The sequence below is a fragment of the Pedobacter sp. PLR genome, from assembly GCF_026239675.1.
GTDB lineage: Bacteria > Bacteroidota > Bacteroidia > Sphingobacteriales > Sphingobacteriaceae > Pedobacter.
In genome coordinates this window covers 127,553-145,395 of sequence record NZ_JAPIVQ010000005.1, presented here as the reverse complement: position 1 = coordinate 145,395, position 17,843 = coordinate 127,553, and the positions used below count along the sequence as shown (strand labels likewise).

At 39.2% G+C, this 17,843-nt stretch carries 14 protein-coding genes; 5 read left to right on the top strand and 9 right to left on the bottom strand.

Annotated elements, in window-relative coordinates; translation table 11 throughout:
* Positions 1–28: 28 nt before the first annotated feature.
* The gene (locus OQX61_RS13750) at positions 29–925 is read right to left on the bottom strand and encodes a dihydrodipicolinate synthase family protein (RefSeq protein ID WP_265842301.1); all 897 of its coding nucleotides are present in this window, start codon (positions 923–925) and stop codon (positions 29–31) included.
* A 441-nt stretch (positions 926–1,366) separates the two neighbouring features.
* Here OQX61_RS13750 and OQX61_RS13745 point away from each other — a divergent pair, with 441 nt between their 5' ends.
* Positions 1,367–2,593 carry an MFS transporter gene (locus OQX61_RS13745; protein WP_265842300.1) on the top strand — a complete coding sequence of 409 codons (1,227 nt, stop codon included), beginning with the start codon at positions 1,367–1,369 and terminating at the stop codon, positions 2,591–2,593.
* Between the two features lie 269 nt (positions 2,594–2,862).
* Here OQX61_RS13745 and OQX61_RS13740 read toward each other — a convergent pair whose 3' ends face one another.
* A complete protein-coding gene (locus OQX61_RS13740; RefSeq protein ID WP_265842299.1) occupies positions 2,863–3,462 on the bottom strand; it encodes a DapH/DapD/GlmU-related protein in 600 nt (199 codons plus the stop codon).
* An 85-nt stretch (positions 3,463–3,547) separates the two neighbouring features.
* Positions 3,548–4,072 (bottom strand): AraC family transcriptional regulator, encoded by a 525-nt coding sequence (locus tag OQX61_RS13735; protein WP_265842298.1) that lies wholly within the window; start codon positions 4,070–4,072, stop codon positions 3,548–3,550.
* Positions 4,073–4,790: 718 nt separating this feature from the next.
* Between OQX61_RS13735 and OQX61_RS13730 the strand changes: the two genes are divergently transcribed.
* Positions 4,791–5,150, top strand: a complete 360-nt coding sequence (locus OQX61_RS13730; protein ID WP_265842297.1) for a hypothetical protein — start codon at positions 4,791–4,793, stop codon at positions 5,148–5,150.
* Positions 5,151–5,157: 7 nt separating this feature from the next.
* Entirely contained in the window at positions 5,158–5,544 is a 387-nt protein-coding gene (locus tag OQX61_RS13725) for a hypothetical protein (RefSeq protein ID WP_265842296.1), read from the top strand.
* A 454-nt stretch (positions 5,545–5,998) separates the two neighbouring features.
* On the opposite strand, the gene OQX61_RS13720 is transcribed toward OQX61_RS13725, so the two are convergent.
* A complete protein-coding gene (locus OQX61_RS13720) occupies positions 5,999–6,502 on the bottom strand; it encodes a DinB family protein (protein WP_265842295.1) in 504 nt (167 codons plus the stop codon).
* Positions 6,503–6,904: 402 nt separating this feature from the next.
* Here OQX61_RS13720 and OQX61_RS13715 point away from each other — a divergent pair, with 402 nt between their 5' ends.
* On the top strand, positions 6,905–7,183 hold the full coding sequence (locus OQX61_RS13715) for a VIT1/CCC1 transporter family protein (protein WP_265842294.1): 279 nt from the start codon (positions 6,905–6,907) through the stop codon (positions 7,181–7,183).
* Here the strand turns inward: OQX61_RS13715 and OQX61_RS13710 are convergent.
* The 4 genes from OQX61_RS13710 to OQX61_RS13695 form a co-directional block, all read right to left on the bottom strand.
* Complete coding sequence (locus OQX61_RS13710) at positions 7,156–9,669, bottom strand: cation-translocating P-type ATPase (protein WP_265842293.1); 2,514 nt, start codon at positions 9,667–9,669, stop codon at positions 7,156–7,158. The two genes, OQX61_RS13715 and OQX61_RS13710, sit on opposite strands and share 28 nt — an antisense overlap.
* A gap of 113 nt (positions 9,670–9,782) precedes the next feature.
* On the bottom strand, positions 9,783–11,165 hold the full coding sequence (locus OQX61_RS13705; protein WP_265842292.1) for a hypothetical protein: 1,383 nt from the start codon (positions 11,163–11,165) through the stop codon (positions 9,783–9,785).
* 30 nt (positions 11,166–11,195) lie between these two features.
* Positions 11,196–11,816, bottom strand: a complete 621-nt coding sequence (locus OQX61_RS13700) for a YceI family protein (protein ID WP_265842291.1) — start codon at positions 11,814–11,816, stop codon at positions 11,196–11,198.
* A 540-nt stretch (positions 11,817–12,356) separates the two neighbouring features.
* Entirely contained in the window at positions 12,357–12,986 is a 630-nt protein-coding gene (locus tag OQX61_RS13695; RefSeq protein WP_265842289.1) for a YceI family protein, read from the bottom strand.
* A gap of 214 nt (positions 12,987–13,200) precedes the next feature.
* Here OQX61_RS13695 and OQX61_RS13690 point away from each other — a divergent pair, with 214 nt between their 5' ends.
* Positions 13,201–13,581 carry a hypothetical protein gene (locus OQX61_RS13690; protein WP_265842288.1) on the top strand — a complete coding sequence of 127 codons (381 nt, stop codon included), beginning with the start codon at positions 13,201–13,203 and terminating at the stop codon, positions 13,579–13,581.
* A gap of 156 nt (positions 13,582–13,737) precedes the next feature.
* Here the strand turns inward: OQX61_RS13690 and OQX61_RS13685 are convergent, their stop codons facing one another.
* Complete coding sequence (locus OQX61_RS13685) at positions 13,738–17,769, bottom strand: two-component regulator propeller domain-containing protein (RefSeq protein ID WP_265842286.1); 4,032 nt, start codon at positions 17,767–17,769, stop codon at positions 13,738–13,740.
* Between the last annotated feature and the right edge of the window lie 74 nt (positions 17,770–17,843).

Genomic DNA, 17,843 nt, shown 5'->3' with positions numbered 1-17,843 from the left:
TATTTGGTTAATTGCTGATGTAACGTTGTTAATCCTGCAAAGTCTGCTCTAATGAAGCTAGAATAGCGGCAACCTGGCTTTCGGTCCAATCTGTTTGACCACGACCTAAAGGAGATATTGTATTTCCTATATTAACCTGGTGCTTAACTAGCATGGCTTCTTTGAGAAAAGTCCAGATATTTGGCAACACCAATTCAATAATTTCCTGAAACTTCAACATAAACCTACTTGCCAACTGAAAATTACCCTTTTGAAACTCATGTAATACATATTTACACTCCTGTCCCCATAGGTTATAAAAAGTACCAATAGCACCAACAGTACCTGAAAGTGAAGCCTGGCAAAATAATTCGTCTGCTCCACTAAATAACTTTAGCTGATCTTTGGCTATATTATGTACACGACTGATTTCCAGTAAATTTCCTGTCGTCAATTTCATACCCTCGATAAAAGGAACCTTTAGAATAGCTTGAATAAATTCCTCAAAATTGCCTGGTATAACACCCAGTTGGTAAGGAAAAAATGGCAATTGTGCAGCTTTTGCAATTTCTGTATAATGATGAATTGCCATTTGCTGACCTCCAGCGAAATAAATCGGGCCGACTGATGAAACTGCCGCTACACCTGATAGCGCTGCATGCTCAGCCAATCTCACTGACTCCTTGGTCGTTAGACACCCAAGTTGCGCCATTACCGGCACTCTTCCCCCAACACATTCTAAAACAACTTCCAACACTTCTTTTCGATCCTCTTCCCCGAACAGCACTCCTTGCCCCGTTGATCCTAAGACATACAAGCCGTCTACGCCTTGTTTCACCAGGACTTCGCACAACTTTTGTAGTTCTTTTAATTCAGGTTTCTCATTAGTACCAACGGGGGTAATTAACGCTGGCCACAGACCTTTAAATAAATCTTCCTTATTCATATCATTTGATTGATTTGCATATATGTAGTACATATGTATTACATATGTAAATATATATAAGTTACTGTGAGAAAAACAAATATTTTTTACCCCATCCAAAATCAATTAATATAAGATGAATGATGTACATCAGGGTTAGTGCCGAGGAACAGGCGAAAATGATTTTCTCAACGCGGCCAGGAAGAAATTCCGCCTTATAACATGAAACACATTACACATTTATAGCACAAAACGCAGCATATAAGCTGTACATCCCAGCTGAATTAAACCACCACCACATCCCCCTGCTGAATTTCAAGTTCTTAAATACGATCTGAGGCCCCCCTATCTATCATTATTATTATAGATATCTATTAATTATATTATTTTGATGATAACTGTTTTATAAGGAATTTTGTCCTATAGAAAAAGTTAAACAAACGAATCTTAACTAAAAAAAACATGAATACAGTAATCAAATCCTTAACGGCCACTGAAAATCAGTCCGTTGGTATTGAAAAAAAGCAAGGTTTACCAGCCGCGCTTTGGGCACTAACCATTAGTGCTTTCGCCATTGGAACAACAGAATTTGTAATTGTAGGTTTATTACCTACGGTGGCAAAAGACCTAAGCATCACCATTCCTTCGGCAGGTCTGTTGGTGAGCTTATACGCAATCGGGGTCGCCATTGGCGCGCCAATTTTAACTGCCCTGACCAGCAGTGTGCCACGTAAAAAACTATTGATCTTACTTATGGTCTTATTTATCATCGGTAATGGACTTGCCACCATCGCCCCTGGATTTTATACGCTCGTGATCGCCAGGATCGTCACCGGATTTGCCCATGGGGTTTTCTTTTCAATAGGCTCTACAATTGCCGCAGCACTTGTTCCGGCAGAAAAAAGAGCTTCAGCGATCTCCATTATGTTTGCCGGACTTACCGTCGCCATAGTTACCGGAGTTCCACTGGGAACTATCATCGGTCAGCATTTTGGTTGGAGGGCAACCTTTATCGGGGTCGCATTATTAGGTGTAGTTGGTTTGATTTCCAGCATGATCCTGGTTCCCTCAAACTTGAAAAATGAAAAAGCTGCCAATTTAAAAACACAGTTAAAAGTCATCACCAATAAGCGCTTATTATTGGTGTATTTAATGACAGCTTTGGGGTATGGCGGTACATTTGTAGTTTTCACTTACTTGTCCCCAATCCTTCAGGAATTAACAGGTATATCCGAATCCACTGTAAGCATCATTCTATTGTTATATGGTATTGCCATAGCGGTTGGTAACCTTGTAGGCGGAAAGGTTTCCAATAAAAACCCGCTAAAAGCATTAATATGGATGTTTGTGCTACAGGGAATCGTTTTATTGGTCTTTACCTTCACGGTCCACCATACCATTTTAGGGATCATTTCTTTATTTATCATGGGAGGCCTTTCCTTTGCCAGCGTACCGGGACTGCAGTTGCTAGTGGTACAGACCGCTGAAAAACAACTACCCGGAACAGAGGATGTAGCCTCAGCATTCAACATTGCAGCATTCAATATCGGAATTGCAATTGGTGCCTATGTAGGTGGATTAATCGTATCCTCAGCGCTAGGCCTTGGGGCAACCCCATGGGTAGGTGCCATTTTCATTCTTTTGGCCATTCTGATTACCCTATACAGTGCAAAAATTAACCGTGAATAATACGTGCTTAACCTTCCTATCCAGGTTCTTTGGAATGAAAAGATGTCCGCTAACTTCCATCTTATATTGGTTATTGAACGTTACTTTATTTAGCTCAACATTATCACTCATTTTAAAAGTAGTGTAGTTATCTGATGTTCCATTTCTTTTGTCTTTTCTGATTGCTCTTTTTGTTTTACTTCCTTACAGGCCAGCCCAAACAACATAACAGATCCGGCGATTAAAATCTTTGAAATTCTCATGTTTTTACCTTTTAGATTTCCTTAAACTTAAGCCTGAATTGATTTAATGATTTTTGCCGGGATGCCACCAACAACTACATTATCTGGAACATCTTTTGAAACTACTGCTCCCGCTGCAACTACCGCATTTTCACCTATAGTAACACCAGGCAATATTGTGGCTCCCGAACCGATCCATGCATTCCTTTTGATCAGGATTGGTTTTGTGACTAGTGCCCTCCTGTCGGCCGGGTCTAAAGGATGGTTTTCTGTGACCAGATTTACCCTCGGGCCAATCAGCACCTCATCTTCTATCGTGATACCGCCCATATCAAGGAATGAGCAGGCATGGTTAATAAAAACATTCTTTCCGATTCTCGTGAACCTGCCAAAATTGGTATAAAAAGGGGCAAAAATGGTGGTACTCTTATCAATCGCTGTGCCGATGATTTCACTTAAGGATTGGCGCATCTGAACGGTATCAATCGCACTATTCAGTTGCTGGGATAGCTCCATCGTCCTGCAAACGACCTCGTTGATCTTAAAATACTCCGGATCATTTAGGCGTATAGGCTCGCCCGCCCTCAACCTTTGAAATATATCTGATGTCTTATGTTCCATTACAATTTCTCCTATCGTATTTTCCATAAAACAAAATTAACCAGAAAGCCCCACAGCGACGTTGCTGTGGGGCTCAATTTACCTTTCTGAGAAGCTCAATTCTTCCTGAATTTTACACCTCTGTTGGCGGAAATCCGTACTGTTTTTTAAATGCAGTAGAAAAATGTGAAGGGTTTTTGAAACCAACTTCAACATATACCTCCTGCACCTTTCTGCCTTCTTCCTTTAGTTTAACGTAAGCTGCTTCCAGGCGTTTTTTAATCAGCCATTTTTGTGGACTAAGACTGCTGATCTTCTTAAAATCTCTTTTAAACGTGGCAAGACTACGTCCTGTATAGGCAGCAATCTGCTCCATAGAAAGCTCATCCATATAATTTTCATTAAGAAATTCCAAAATGTCCATTTTCCAGGGTTCGGTAAAGTCGAACAGTATCGGAAAGAAAACATCAGCGCTATTCAGCAGCGCATAAATTCCTTCCTGCAATTTCAATTTTACCACACCTTCGGTTGGCTTCACACCATCATCAAAATAAGGGGTCAGTGATTGGAACAGACTGTTGATATCAGCCCTTGGTTCGATCTTAATCACATTTTCTTCTGTAATAGTTACTTTTTTTGGGATGTCTGCTTTGTTCATCCTGCTGTAGAATTCGCGCAGGAGGCTGCGATTAAATGTTAAGGAAATACCCTTGTACAGTTCTTCAGCCTTGCTGTTCTTATACATTAACAATCTATGGCTCCGTCTGATAAATGCGCACTCTCCAGCCCGTATTGTAATCTTCTCATTTCTGTCTTCTATAATTTGTTCCCCAGCGTACAAATACAAAAGCACGTGCTCCGGTGTAGCGTGGATACATTTTTCGCTGTAATCAGAAAAACAGGACAGGAATATGCCCGAGTAATGGATGGTTCTTAGTTTTTCTAGCGGTTCCATAGTCATGCCCAAAATATATATCAAGATAGGCAAACCTAATCAAAACATAGCAGGAAAACTTTATTGTGGGGCTCAATTTACCTTTCTGAAAGGCTCATCCACATTCAATTCAACAATATTATTTAAAATGCAGAAACTGTTTAAGGAGAAAAATAATTATTACTTAACCCAATCATTAATATAAAACATCATCCTAATTAATTGAGGTAATGAAGCACTATCCTATGTAGAATTGGACCTGCAAAAGGAAAAGTAGCACTAAAAATAAAATAGTAATCAAGGTCCTATATATCACAAGAATACTCGAGTCCGAAAAGGGAAAACCAATAGTCACATGGATTATTAAGAGACAGAATACCAGACACATGAACATGACAACTGTTGTTATTATGAGAGAAACTGGCTTTATCAGAACATAAAAATGGATCAGCAATATACAAAGCCGTTCTACATGTTTTTCCTTATCATGCCTATGGGTATCAGTCAGGGGTTTGTAACGGTGGCCTTGCCTTTTTTACTGACGCAAAACGGCTTTCCTCTAGCACTCACAGCAAGCATTGTTGCCACTGGGCTTTCGGCTAACTTATGGCGTTTCGTTTGGGGGCCAATAGTGGTTTTATCACTTAGTTTACATAAATGGTATTGGATAAGTTTATTGGCTTGTGTTGCTTCATTGTTGTTGCTCTGTTTTTATTCCCTTTACCCTAAAGGAAACCGCTTTACTTTCAGTAATTGTCTTTATATCTCAAGTGGCCGCTACCATTACCTTATTGCCTATTAATGGCTTTATGGCAAAGCGAATTAGAGAAAATAAAAAAGGAGAAGCTTCAGGATGGTATCAGGCCGGTAACCTTGCCGCTACGGGTCTGCGAGGAGGTGCCGGTCTGTGGCTTGCAACACATTACAATCTCCCGCTAACGGGTATCGTTTTGTGTATAGCATCCCTACTATTTGCAATGGTTATGCTGCTAATCAAAGATATTCCGCATTTAAAAGAGAAAACAATGGTGCAGGAAATAAAAGTAATGGGTAAGGATATTTTATCCATGATAAAATTACCAGTAGCCTTATTTGTAATGATACTTATAATTATGCCGATTGGTACTCACTTATGGGCTTTGTACAGGATTGATGTACAAAGCTTTCACCGCCATTATTTTTTTTGTAATTGGTAAAAATCAGGTAGCCACTAAATACTCCTTGTTGTCCTCTTTGGGTAATTTACCGGTAGTGTATATGAATACTTTTAATGGATGGACCCATGATAAATTCGGCAGCCGGTATATGCTTACTGCAGAGGCAATAGCGGGGTTGGTATTTGTAATTATTTTCATCCTTATTCTAAAACTTATGAGAAAGAAAAATCTAATTCCAGTGATTGTTGAATCATAGGATTCAGTAAAGCAAACCTAAATATAGAAACGCTGATCAACGGCAATCTAATCCACAAAGAAAAACCTTAGCAGGAAAGATTTTGAAATGCCAGCCACTGTATTAAAGATTTCAGATATAGCGCCTGAAAGGATATTTGACAGGTGTCATAAGAAAAAGAGCCGTTATTCTAATTGAAAAACAGCTCTTTAAGCTTGGACCTTTTGTATTGTAAATATCAGCCTTGTTTAACAAGATTTAGGAACGTTGAGATTCCTCATAATTAGGGCCATACATAGATGGTACTTTATTTCCTGTTACCCTAAGGTGCGAGATCAGCTCTCCGCGATGATGATACAAATGATTGTAAAGAAATCCCCTGATCACCTGAATCTTCGGCAATGACGGCATCATTGGGTTGCCTCCTGCAGACATTGTCCAGGTATTCATATACTGTGATTCATCAGAGTTTTCTATTACAGTCTTTGCATTCGCAACATTTTCTTCAAACTTTCCCAGGATGTTAGAGGCTTTACTAATATCACCTTTGTCATATTTATAAGACCCCATATCAAATTCATCCTGGTCAAATGTAGGTCCATACCAGTTGTATACTTCAGCAATATGCGAAGCTAGCTGACCTACTGACCAAAGATGTGGCTGCGGACGGTATTCTAATGCACTGTCCGGAATCATTGATAATAACTTTCTTGTGTTTTCTGCTTCATGCAGGAATTCACCAATTAATGCTTGTTTCATCATTTTTCTACTAATTAATTCAATATAAAAATAGGGAATATTCCACTATGTTCATCCTGGAATCAATTAAAAAAAACGGTTAGCACAACATTGCCTTTTCCATCCAATCCTCTATCTATAAACAGTTTTTTCACCGAAACAACGGGGTCAGTTTAATCCTAATTGATCTAATTTACCTTGAAGTTTTGGGGCTGAATATTTGAGCAAAGCTTCCAGTTGTATCGGGAAGGTGGATCTGGTGCCAATGGTGGTGGTGGATGTGGTTGTAATTAACTGAAATCATGAGAAAAATCTATCTGCATGTACTCATGCTCTTCGCTGGCGTCTTAAGCGCGCAAGGACAAATTAAGATTAAAACTACTCCCTCAGACACAACCAATTACCAAAGTCGAAAGCTGAAGATCGATGAGATCAATCTGGTATCAGCTTGCATTCGCCTCCGCAGCCTCGTTCATTATAGGTGGCCTGCTTCCCCTACTAGTTTCCATATTTGCACCAATAAAACTAATGGCTATTTACCAGTCTGGCTTTTCCATCATATTTTTAGCACTATCAGCAATGATTGCGGCAAAGGCAGGTGGCTCAAACCTGGGGAAGGCTGTGCTGAGGATTTGCTTTTGGGGAACTGCTGCCATGTTAATGACAGCAGCTGTTGGTTATTTGTTTGGTGTAAGAACAACATAGCTTTTCCTTTTCCACCACTTAATGAGCTCAAACCAGATTACACTAAGGAATCCAATGCCTGTACTTAACCCTAGTTGTGCTAAAGTAAGTGCCTGGAATTCAAAGAATCCTGACAAGAACTCATTGTAGGTCAACAAACCACAAATAGCGATTGTTACCGTAATAATTCCTAAAACTAAATTATTTTTATATTTCAATGTAGCTATGATGCTATAATAAAAGGAACGATTGATTAAGGTTAAAAAGATATTTGCTGAGATTAACACCGTAAAAACCATAGTCCTCGTTGTATTTTCACCCAAATCAAAGTAAACTGCATATTGATAGGTAAATAAGGCTCCAACTGCAATCATCAGCCCCTGTATCAAACTGGTCACTAATTCTTTACTATTAAAAAAAGTACTGGTAAAGGGCCTGGGCTTTTGTAACATTGTATTTTTTTCCATCGGCTCATTTTCATAGATAATTGAACAGGTTGGTCCCATGATGAGTTCTAAAAAAATGATATGCACAGGAGAAAAGATATTTGGATAAATCCAGCCTAGCGCTAAAGGAACAAACACCGTAAGGATAATAGGAATATGGATAGATATGATGTATTGGATTGCTTTTTTGAGATTTGCATAAATCCGCCGGCCCATCCCAACCGCAATAACCATTTTTTCCAGGTCATCATCTGCCAATACTAGTGATGCGGCCTGTTTGGCAATTTCCGTCCCTTTTTTTCCCATAGCTATCCCAATATGAGCAGCTTTAAGTGCAGGTCCATCATTTACCCCATCTCCTGTCATCGCTACGATTTCATTGTTTTCTTTTAGTGCATTTATGATCTTAAGTTTAGCTTCGGGAAACATCCTTGTAAAAATAGCAGTATCTGTAACCCTCTGTTTTAATTCACTAGCTGTCAGTGCCATCAGTTCTTCCCCACTTATGCTATTTTCAGCCCCGCGAAAACCTACCTGACGGGCAATTGCACAGGTTGTAGCTGCATTATCACCAGTTACAATCTTCACATCAATTCCAGCAGCATAAAAATCATTAAAAACGGACTGAATGTTTTTCTTGGGTGGATCATAAAAAGCAACCAGTCCTTTAAATTTAAAGCTAAAGTCCTGTTGTTTCTCCGGAAAATCATCGCCTGCAAAAACTGCTTCCCCAACGCCTAAAATCCGATAACCATTATTTGCCAATGCTTTGATGGCTGCTTCAATTCCCCTCCTCTGGTCAATATCTAAATCAGAAACATTTAATAAGGCTTCGGGGGCTCCTTTTGCAGCCACCACTCTATCCCCAATATCATTTTGAAAAATATGTGTCATCATTGGAGGCTTTCCTCCTAAGGGATACTCATGCCTCATTTTAAATTGAGGCCTTTCATCCAACGTTGAAGTTTTTGCATAGGCATCATGTAAGGCGACCTCCATAGGATCAAAAGGAATCGGTTCACTCGCCCACATCGCTGTTCTAATCAGCCATTTTTCTTCTAAACTAAGTTCGTCTTCCGGGCTGGTTATCTTTTGCTCCCGGCTTGCATAAAGCCCTGCCAGGATCATCTTGTTCTCTGTTATAGTTCCTGTCTTATCTGTACAGATCACAGTAGCACTGCCCAGTGTTTCCACTGTTTTCATCTGTTTCACTACAATTCCCATTTTCATTAATCTCCAGGCACCAAGCGCCATAAAAGTGCTGAAAGCTACCGGGATTTCTTCCGGTAGCACACTCATAGCAATGGCTAGTGCCTTCATCAAACTATCAATTGCATTGCCGGAATTATAAAAATTTATTGCCCAGACTACAGCAAAAACAACAGTGCCAGCAAGAACCATTTTTTTTACAAAATTGCTGATCTGTACTTCCAGTGGTGTTTTCTCTTCCTTAATTTGTTCAAGACTTTCACCGATTTTTCCCAATTTGGTTTCATTTCCAATTGCAGTTACCCTGACAATAGCCAGGCCACCTGATACAGTGGTACCTGAGTACACACAATTATCTAACTGGGTATGGTCCTTATAAACCGGCATCGATTCACCGGTAAGAATTGATTCATTGACAGAAAAGTCATTAGACTGCTCAATTATCCCATCTGCGGGTATAAATGTACCTTCCTCAATCATCAGACAATCCCCTAACACCAGATCTTCACTTTTAACTTCCCGGACCTGTCCATTTCTTATCACTTTACAATCAGGCTCTGTTAATTTTTTGAGCTGTGCTAAGGCATTCCGACTTCTTGAATCCTGGTACAATGAAATTACAGATATTAGAACTATGGCAATCGCCAGAAAAACCCCATCACCGACATTCCCATTAATAAAATAGATGGCAGATGCTAAAAGCAACAAAATGACCATTGGTTCCTTCAATACCCCTTTTAGAACATTCAAAAAACCATTCTGCTTTTTATGATTAAATGAATTATTTCCATGCACCTTCCGGGCAGTGATCACTTCTTCTGCGCTTAACCCTTGTATATCTCCTAATTCCATTGAAATAGCTTTTAATCAATTATATACAAAATACCAGAGGCCTGTTAAAGGCTTAATCCTTCAAATATCACACAGTTTTATTTAATATTTGAAGGATTGATCAATTGTAAATATTAAAATCCAACTACCGCCTCAATCACATATCCGTTAAATTTGCCTCCTGCACGATAATCCTGTGTTGGAAAATCCTTGTATTTTTGGACTACATATTCTCCTTTTAAAAGGATATTTTTAGTTAAAAACCAACCTGCTGCTCCGGCAATTCGCTCAACTTTAACGTCCTCATTATAGGAAATAGCTGTAGTATTGGCCAGACCTGCGGTAACTGTATTGTATTTGGCACCAACAAAAAAGTTTTCAGTTTTTCCGAACCGGTAAACGACATCAGCAGCAAATTGTTTCATTTTTCTGGTGTCTGTTTCTTTGGCAGTTCTTCCTGAAGCTGTTTCATAGGTTCCAAACAATTCAAGGCCTTTAACTTTTAAAAAACCATTCAGCATAATGGTATTTACTTTCTTAGTAAAGCCCGGATTGAAACGGCCAGAGAACGCCAGGGGAGTTCCTGCTCCTGTTGTACTGCTGGGATTAGCAGAATTCAATTCCATAATATACTGATAATTAGAGCCAGAACGGTCTCCGCCAAAAATGGTATTTCCGCCAGAGCTTTGATTTCCATAATAGGAAGCGCTTATCCTTAAGCGCACATCTTGCATAACCTGTTTATCAAATCCACCTTTTAGCAATATAGAAGGCGCTTTATGGTAGTCCCCGTCAGAGTTTGAAGCTGCATATAGTGAGTCTATATTTCCTTTGATCATACCATTGGTTACACCGATCAAACCAAAAAAACCATTTTTCCTTAACATAACCTGTCCGCCGATCTCGGTTGCAAACTCATCAACAATGTTTCCTTCCATGAAAGGGTTATAAATCGCATTACCTCCATCGCTTCTACGAAAGTGCTGATCGCCATAATCTACCTCAAAATGGCCTATTTTAATAGTAGCGATTTCCATGATGTCTTCCCAGATTTCCCCCTTGAATGGGAGCTTATCAAATTGAATGTATCCACCCTTCACCCAATTCTCATTGTGGTGTTTTGTAGAAAGGTAACTGGTGATATTTAACCTGATCCCATCGGCCAGCTGGACATCCATATACAGATTGGCCTGAGCGGTCTGGAATCCCGGAGTAATTACTTTTAACCTGTTACCTGCTACAGCGGGATTAAATGACCCAATATTGTTATTTAAAGCACCCGGATTTTTATGTTTCAGGTTTTGAAACTGTTGTGTAAAGCCAGCCCCGAATTTTAATTTTAATCCATCAAACGTGGTGATGGTATCTTTTGGGTCCTCAAATACATTGATACCGGTTTTATCGTAAGGCCTCAGATTGTCAATTTTTTGAAACTGGGCTTTACCGATAAGGGGAATAAAGCACATCCACATTAATACAGTTCCGGTAACTAACAGTTGAGTATTGTTTATTTTCATGATTTTGAATTTATTTTAGATTATAACAGGTTATTTTTTAAAATTGAGGGTAAATGAAATGGTCAGCTCGTTGCCTACCTTCATTGCGCCGAGCATAAAGCTGGGCGGCTGAATGCCATAATCAGTAAGCTTTATTTTTTTCTGGCCTGTACATAAAATGGCATTGTCTGCATTAACTTCCCCGTTTACTTGTAAAGTAATGATCCTGGAAACCCCGGCAATCGTTAATGTTCCGATAGCATTGACCGAAAATTTATTCTTCTGCAGTGGTGTAATAGTTGCTTCAGAAAGTTTAAAGTCAATTTCCGGATAATCATCAGCCTTGATGGCTTTATAGGTACGGTTGTTCATAGAACCGCTTTCGCTCTTCAGACTTTTAGACTTCAGGCTGAAATTTAGCGACCCCAGGTTTTTAGGTACTCCACTCTCCTGAGAAATAGCACCAAAATTTGCTTCACACACTGGATTTTTCGCTATCATTGTCCAGTCATGAACATTTGATTTACCAGAAACTTTTACACTATTATCTTTCGATCCATTTAGTCTATACACTCCCTGTGCATGCAGTTCAATACAAGCTGTAACACAGATGAAGACAAACAAATATTTAAAACGGACAGGGAGCAAAAAATGATTTAATATCTTTCTCATAACACTTTGATTAAAATTATTTAACCAAAAGTACAACCGGGAATATCTCCCCCAGATGATAACCCGCATATAAAATAATGACATTCATCACCTTATCATCGACGATAAAGGTTTCCTGGAAAGGGGGGGGGCGCATTTAAGGATTTAACTTTGCAAACAATATCCCTGCAACTATGGCCTGGGCAAAACCATAGACAAAACAACTGAGTACCATATAGGCTGTAATATCTATCGCACTAAATGTGATCCACATTACCGGTAGCAAAGCTAGCAGAGCATATACAGTACCGAACTCCAGTCCTCTTAAAATAATGATGTCTTGGACAAGACTTTTGAAGCGATTCCAAAACCATGATAAGACCAAACTGGTGACAAAGGCATGCATGTAAAAAAGTACATCTCTGTTTCCTTCTGAATTAAATAATGGGTTATTATAATCTATAAAAAGATTGGGAAAAAACCTGATTCCAAAATACAAACTGCCGTAACTAAGGGCAAAGAGTACGGTCCCTACAACTAGTCCAGGAAAGATGATTTTCGTTAATTTAGAGTTTTTAAATTGAGTATAAATTCAACATTCAGCTCATTATTGGTTTTGATCATTCCCCCTAATTTCCGGGGAGGTTCAATATTGAAATCAGAGAAATTCACTTGTTTTGTTCCGATCAGCCGCAGCTCATTATCTCCGTTCATAATGTATTTGTAATCTACGTCAAAACGTTTCACTGTCCCGGCAAGTTCAATGGTTACTGTACCTTTTATGGTATTCTCTTTTATAGAGGGCTCCGGATATCTACTTAGGTTAAGAAACCTGATCTTGATTTTTGGGTGTACTTTCGCTTTAAGTGTTTTTCTCAGATCATTGGTCATCATCGCATTCTTGCAGTCAAAGTTTTGGATGTCAAGGACCATTCCTCCGGTAATCTTCAAGGGCTCATCTTTATTTCCCCTATAAAACATCAGAGTATCAGCCTGGGCGTACTCCGGAATCACACAGCTGAACTTATTGACATTAGTCTTCCCATTTACCTTTAATGTACATTGTTTTGTTAAAATCCATTTACCAGGACCTGAACCAGCGTTTTTAAAGCTGAACAAAGGCAGAAAGAATAAAAGTAGCCCCAGAAATGGCCTTGGCAAAAGATCTGTAACAATTCGGATTTTACTCATTTTACAGTAATATGATGACAATGAAATGCCCTGTAAATCTTGAACTATTATTTCCTTATTTAACTGACGATGCGCAGGCTTTAACGTGATACTCATCAGGCATGAGGAATAACTAATCAATTCCAAAACTGACACCTATCATCTAAAATACTGATAGCCATCAAGGTTTTAACAACTTTTTAGCAGAACCTTTGTGTATACACAACCTAAAATTATGACTACGACAATAGAAGACAATGCGTTGAGCGCAGAATTACAGGAACTTTACCTGATCACAAAACAATGGTCATCTGATCTACAATTCATTAGTGATGAATCCGATATTCTGAAAAAGCTAAGTAAGAAACCACTGGAACCTGAAGTTAAGAAGAAACATGCTCTCCTATTCAGTTCATTAGAACAACAATTAGTAAAATTAAAACTCAAGGTTATTCACTTGCAAAAAAGACTAGAGCCTTTAACTTATGGACCAATAAAGGAAATTAAGTTAAGTTTAATTGAAGAACAGCAGCTTCTAAAGAGTGAGATGGAAGAAATATTATTGACTTTTCATGCCACTAAAAATGAATTACCAGGTCACATTCCTCACAAATGAGACCTGATTTCACCCTAACCAGCATCAATCCTATGAACGATGATGTTCTTTTTGGAACAGAACAGCTTTAACTCACTCTCCGAAATACTTCCGGGATGTTATAGCATCCATGACCTAAGATGCTATATATGAAGCTAATATAAAAAATCCTAGCGCTTATTTGATCAGATTAAACTCTTTACTAAAGGAATTCCGATATTTCTTAATATAATCCGAAGGATTCATCCCATATAGTTTCTTGAATTGTGTCCTGAAAAACTTGATGTCATAAATCCCCACTTTAAATGCTGCCTCATTAACATTTGTATTGGTACTCAACATCAATAATGCTGCTTTGCGTAACCGGATAGACCTTATAAATGCATTTAAAGATAGTCCAGAGATGGATTTTACCTTTTTGTAGAGAATAGAATAGCTTAAATTACAAGACCGCGCCAGCCATTGCGCATTGAAATCTTCGTTACTTAGGTTCTCCTCCACAATGGCAATACACTTCTCCAGAAAAGCCTTATAAGTAGCAGATATTTTCTGATTGTTGTTGCGAAGTGTGATGTTGTCTCTAAAATATTGGTGCAAGGTATCTCTATTGTCTAAAACGGCATTGATTTTAGCCAGCAGCAGGTCCTTATCAAAGGGCTTAATCATGTAATCATCTGCCCCGCTTTCGATCCCTTTTAATTTACTTTCCGAAGAACTGAGGCCAGATAAAAGAATCACAGGAATATGGTTCAGCGTAGGATCAGTTTTTATCTTTTTACAGAGCTCCACCCCATTACCTCCCTCCATCAGGACATCACTAATCACTAGATCCGGCACGTATTTTTGTGCCAGTTCAAAGCCAATATTACCATCCTCCGCTTCATAAACTACAAACTGCTGGATGAAAATCTTCTTTAGGTATTGTCTGAGTTCCGTGTTGTCATCCACGATCAGCAAGGATCTCTTTTCAGTAATTTCCAAGGTGTTGATATTGGGCATCTGCAGGATTTCTTCATCCGGGATCTGCTCTGCTCTCGGCAGCAATTGATTTTGCTGTCCTTCTGGCTGGATGGATGCATCAAACCAGAGTCCTTTTTTCAGCTTTATTTGAAATGAAGTCCCCGTATTCGGATCGCTGGAATAACTGAGTTCTCCCTTGTGTGCATCGATAAATTGCTTTGCCAGGTACAAACCAATTCCAAAGCCTTTTTCTTTGTTTTCGGAGCTGTCTTTTTCCTGATAGTATTTTTCAAAGAGCTTGTTCTTGACATTATTATTGATCCCACACCCGGTATCATTAATGAAAATCTTTACTTCAAATTCATTTTCTTCCACCTTAAACAGAATCTGACCGTTTTTAGGCGTAAACTTGAAGGCGTTGGAGAGCAGATTGAAAATGATAATTTCCAGCTTTTCATAATCACCAAAAATCATCAGTTCCTGGTTTTCACAGTCAAATTCATACTGGATATTTTTGCTTGACGCAATCTTCAGGTAGCTTTCATAAGTATCTTTACACAGTTGATAAAGGTTAAGCTCATTGAGCTGGATATTGGTTGTTTCCTGTTCAGTGGTCCTGAAAAGCATCAGCTGATCCACCAGTGTCAACAGGCGATTCGCATTTCTATAGATGATATTCAGCTCCTGCTTTAAAGTATCTTCCGTTTTACTGATTAACTCCTTAACAGGGTTGACGATCAAACTAAGCGGGGTTCTCAATTCATGGGTAATGTTGGTGAAGAAAGAAAGCTTCTTCTCATTAAGTTCTTTTTCCTTTTCAATTTCAATTTGTGCGAGACGCACTTTATAGGTTAAATCAAGCTGTTGTCGCTTGTACCTGACGTATAAATAAACACCCATCCCAACGACCAAAGCATACAGCGAATAAGCCCACCAGGTACGCTGCCAAGGCGGTAAAACTACAATGCGGACTAACTTTTCATCTCCCCATTCGCCTTCACTATTGCCTGCTTTGAGGTGAAGCGTATAAGTTCCTTCTTTTAACCTGCTATAATTTGCCGTTCTTACTTTACCTGCATTGATCCAATTGTTATCCCAGCCTTCCAAAAAATAAGCATAATTGATTTTGTCTGGCTTGGAATATTCCAGACTGGTATATCCGAAGGATAGCGAAGCCTTATGGTAAGGGATCACTAACTTTTCAATCTCGCCGGCTGTTCTCTTTTTAATAAATCCAGCATTCACAGGATCAGTTAAAGGCGAGTTATCTATACTTACCTCAGTCAGCAATATCTGTTGTCTTTCTTTGGAGAAGCTTATTTGCTCTGGTGAAAAAACATTAAAACCTTTGATCCCTCCAAATATCAGTTCTCCTGATTTCAATTTGGCAGCCGCCAGGTAACTGAACTGGTTGCTTTGTAAGCCATCTGAGGCAAAGAAATTATGAAACTTTTGATTTGTGGGATTGAATTTTGAAAGCCCGTAAAAGGTGCTCAGCCAGAGTGCCCCATTGTTATCGCGGAGGATATTCAATACCGCATTGTTTGGCAACCCATCACTTTCCGTAAATCGCCTGTACTTCTGGTTGCTGGTGTTCAGCGAGATTAGACCTCCACCCTCGGTTCCCAGCCATAATACCGTTGCTTTATCTTCAAGAATAGCCCTAACACGATACCCAATATGATAAACCAGGTGTTTTTTAGATTTTCTGTCTATACGGATCAGTTTATTATCCGTGCCGGCCCATAAATCACCTTTACGATCCTCTATAAAGCAAAGTATATTTCCAATCGCATCGTCAAACAACTCAAACCGCTTCAGCCCTGGATTGAACTTATATAATCCACCATTGTCGAACGTACTTGCCCATAAATTCTGCTGCTCGTCCTCATATAATTTCCATATATTTTTGAACTCTAAACCATTGACAGGATGGATACAGCTAAAATGCTCAAAAGTCCCTTTTGATGAATTGAAGCGGATAATACCGCCACCCCAGGTTGCGATCCAAATGGTGTTTTGATGGTCATTTAAAATGGTCGTGATGTTATTACTGCTCAAGCCATTCTTACCTTCCTTTTTATAGTTTACATATAAATTCTTTGTTCTGTCCCAACGGTTCAGCCCGTTCCCATCCGTTCCGATCCAGATGTGATTCGCAGCATCCTGGGCGAAAGAAGAGATAAAATAGTTATGGTAACTATTCTTTTCCAAAGGATCAGGATTAAGGGTTTTAAAGCGGTATCGCTGATCATCTATGATGTTGATCCCTCCTCTTAAAGTAGCCACCCAAACCCTGCCTTGACTATCTTTCAGCATTCCCTTGATCGCAGAACTGGTAAAGATCTCCTCTCCATTCAACTTTAAAGGCTGGCTGATCTTTTCTTCCTTGATGTTCATCATGAAAATACCCCCACCATCTGTGGTGATGTATAACTGCTCAGGCTTGTCGAAATACAAACTCGTCACTGCCCGGGGCAATGGTTTAAAAGTGAACTTTCCAGCCGACACGATATAATTATAGATACCTGAACTTGTACCCAGCCATAAATTCCCTGAGCGATCCGCTTTAATACAGGAGGCATATTTTAACGTATTGTCCAGAACAGCAACTGTATGTGTTTTTCTATCGTATCTGCATAAACCTACCCCCTCAATAAATAGCCATACCTGATTGCTTTTATCAATTTCAATCGCTGTCACCTGGTAGGAAACACGATTTGCTGAGGCGGATTGGAGCGGGATCTGGATCGTCTCGCCCCTTTCCTTTACATACACTAACAAACCATCTTTGGCAGTACCGATCAGCATATCATTATTCGGTGCTCTTTTTAATACAGTGGTATTGTCGACTCGTTGCTTTTCCGGTTTTGAAGAAGTATTAAAATAGAGCGTACTAAACTTTTCCTGTGCATCATTATAAATGGATACCCCGCCCATCGTGCCAATCCAAAGATTTCCAGCCTCGTCTTCAGCCAGGCATTGCACCCTGTTGTTGAGGAGCGAATTCCTATCCTTCAGCTTTTTCCTGAAGATCTTAAAACTGTATCCATCATAACGGTTTAAGCCATCAAAAGTACCAAACCACATATACCCCTTCCTGCTCTGAAAAATACAATTTACCTCGTTGTTAGAAAGACCATGTTCAATGCCCAAATAGAATACCGAAGAAAAATCAAATGCAGATGATGGTAATGTGATCCATAGCAATGAAACAGTGATTGCAATACTTTTAAGCTGATTAAACATGTGGAGGTAAAGGAATTGATATCTAGGGCTGAATGTAGGTATTATTTGTGTTTTATATAGGGAACATATCGAGT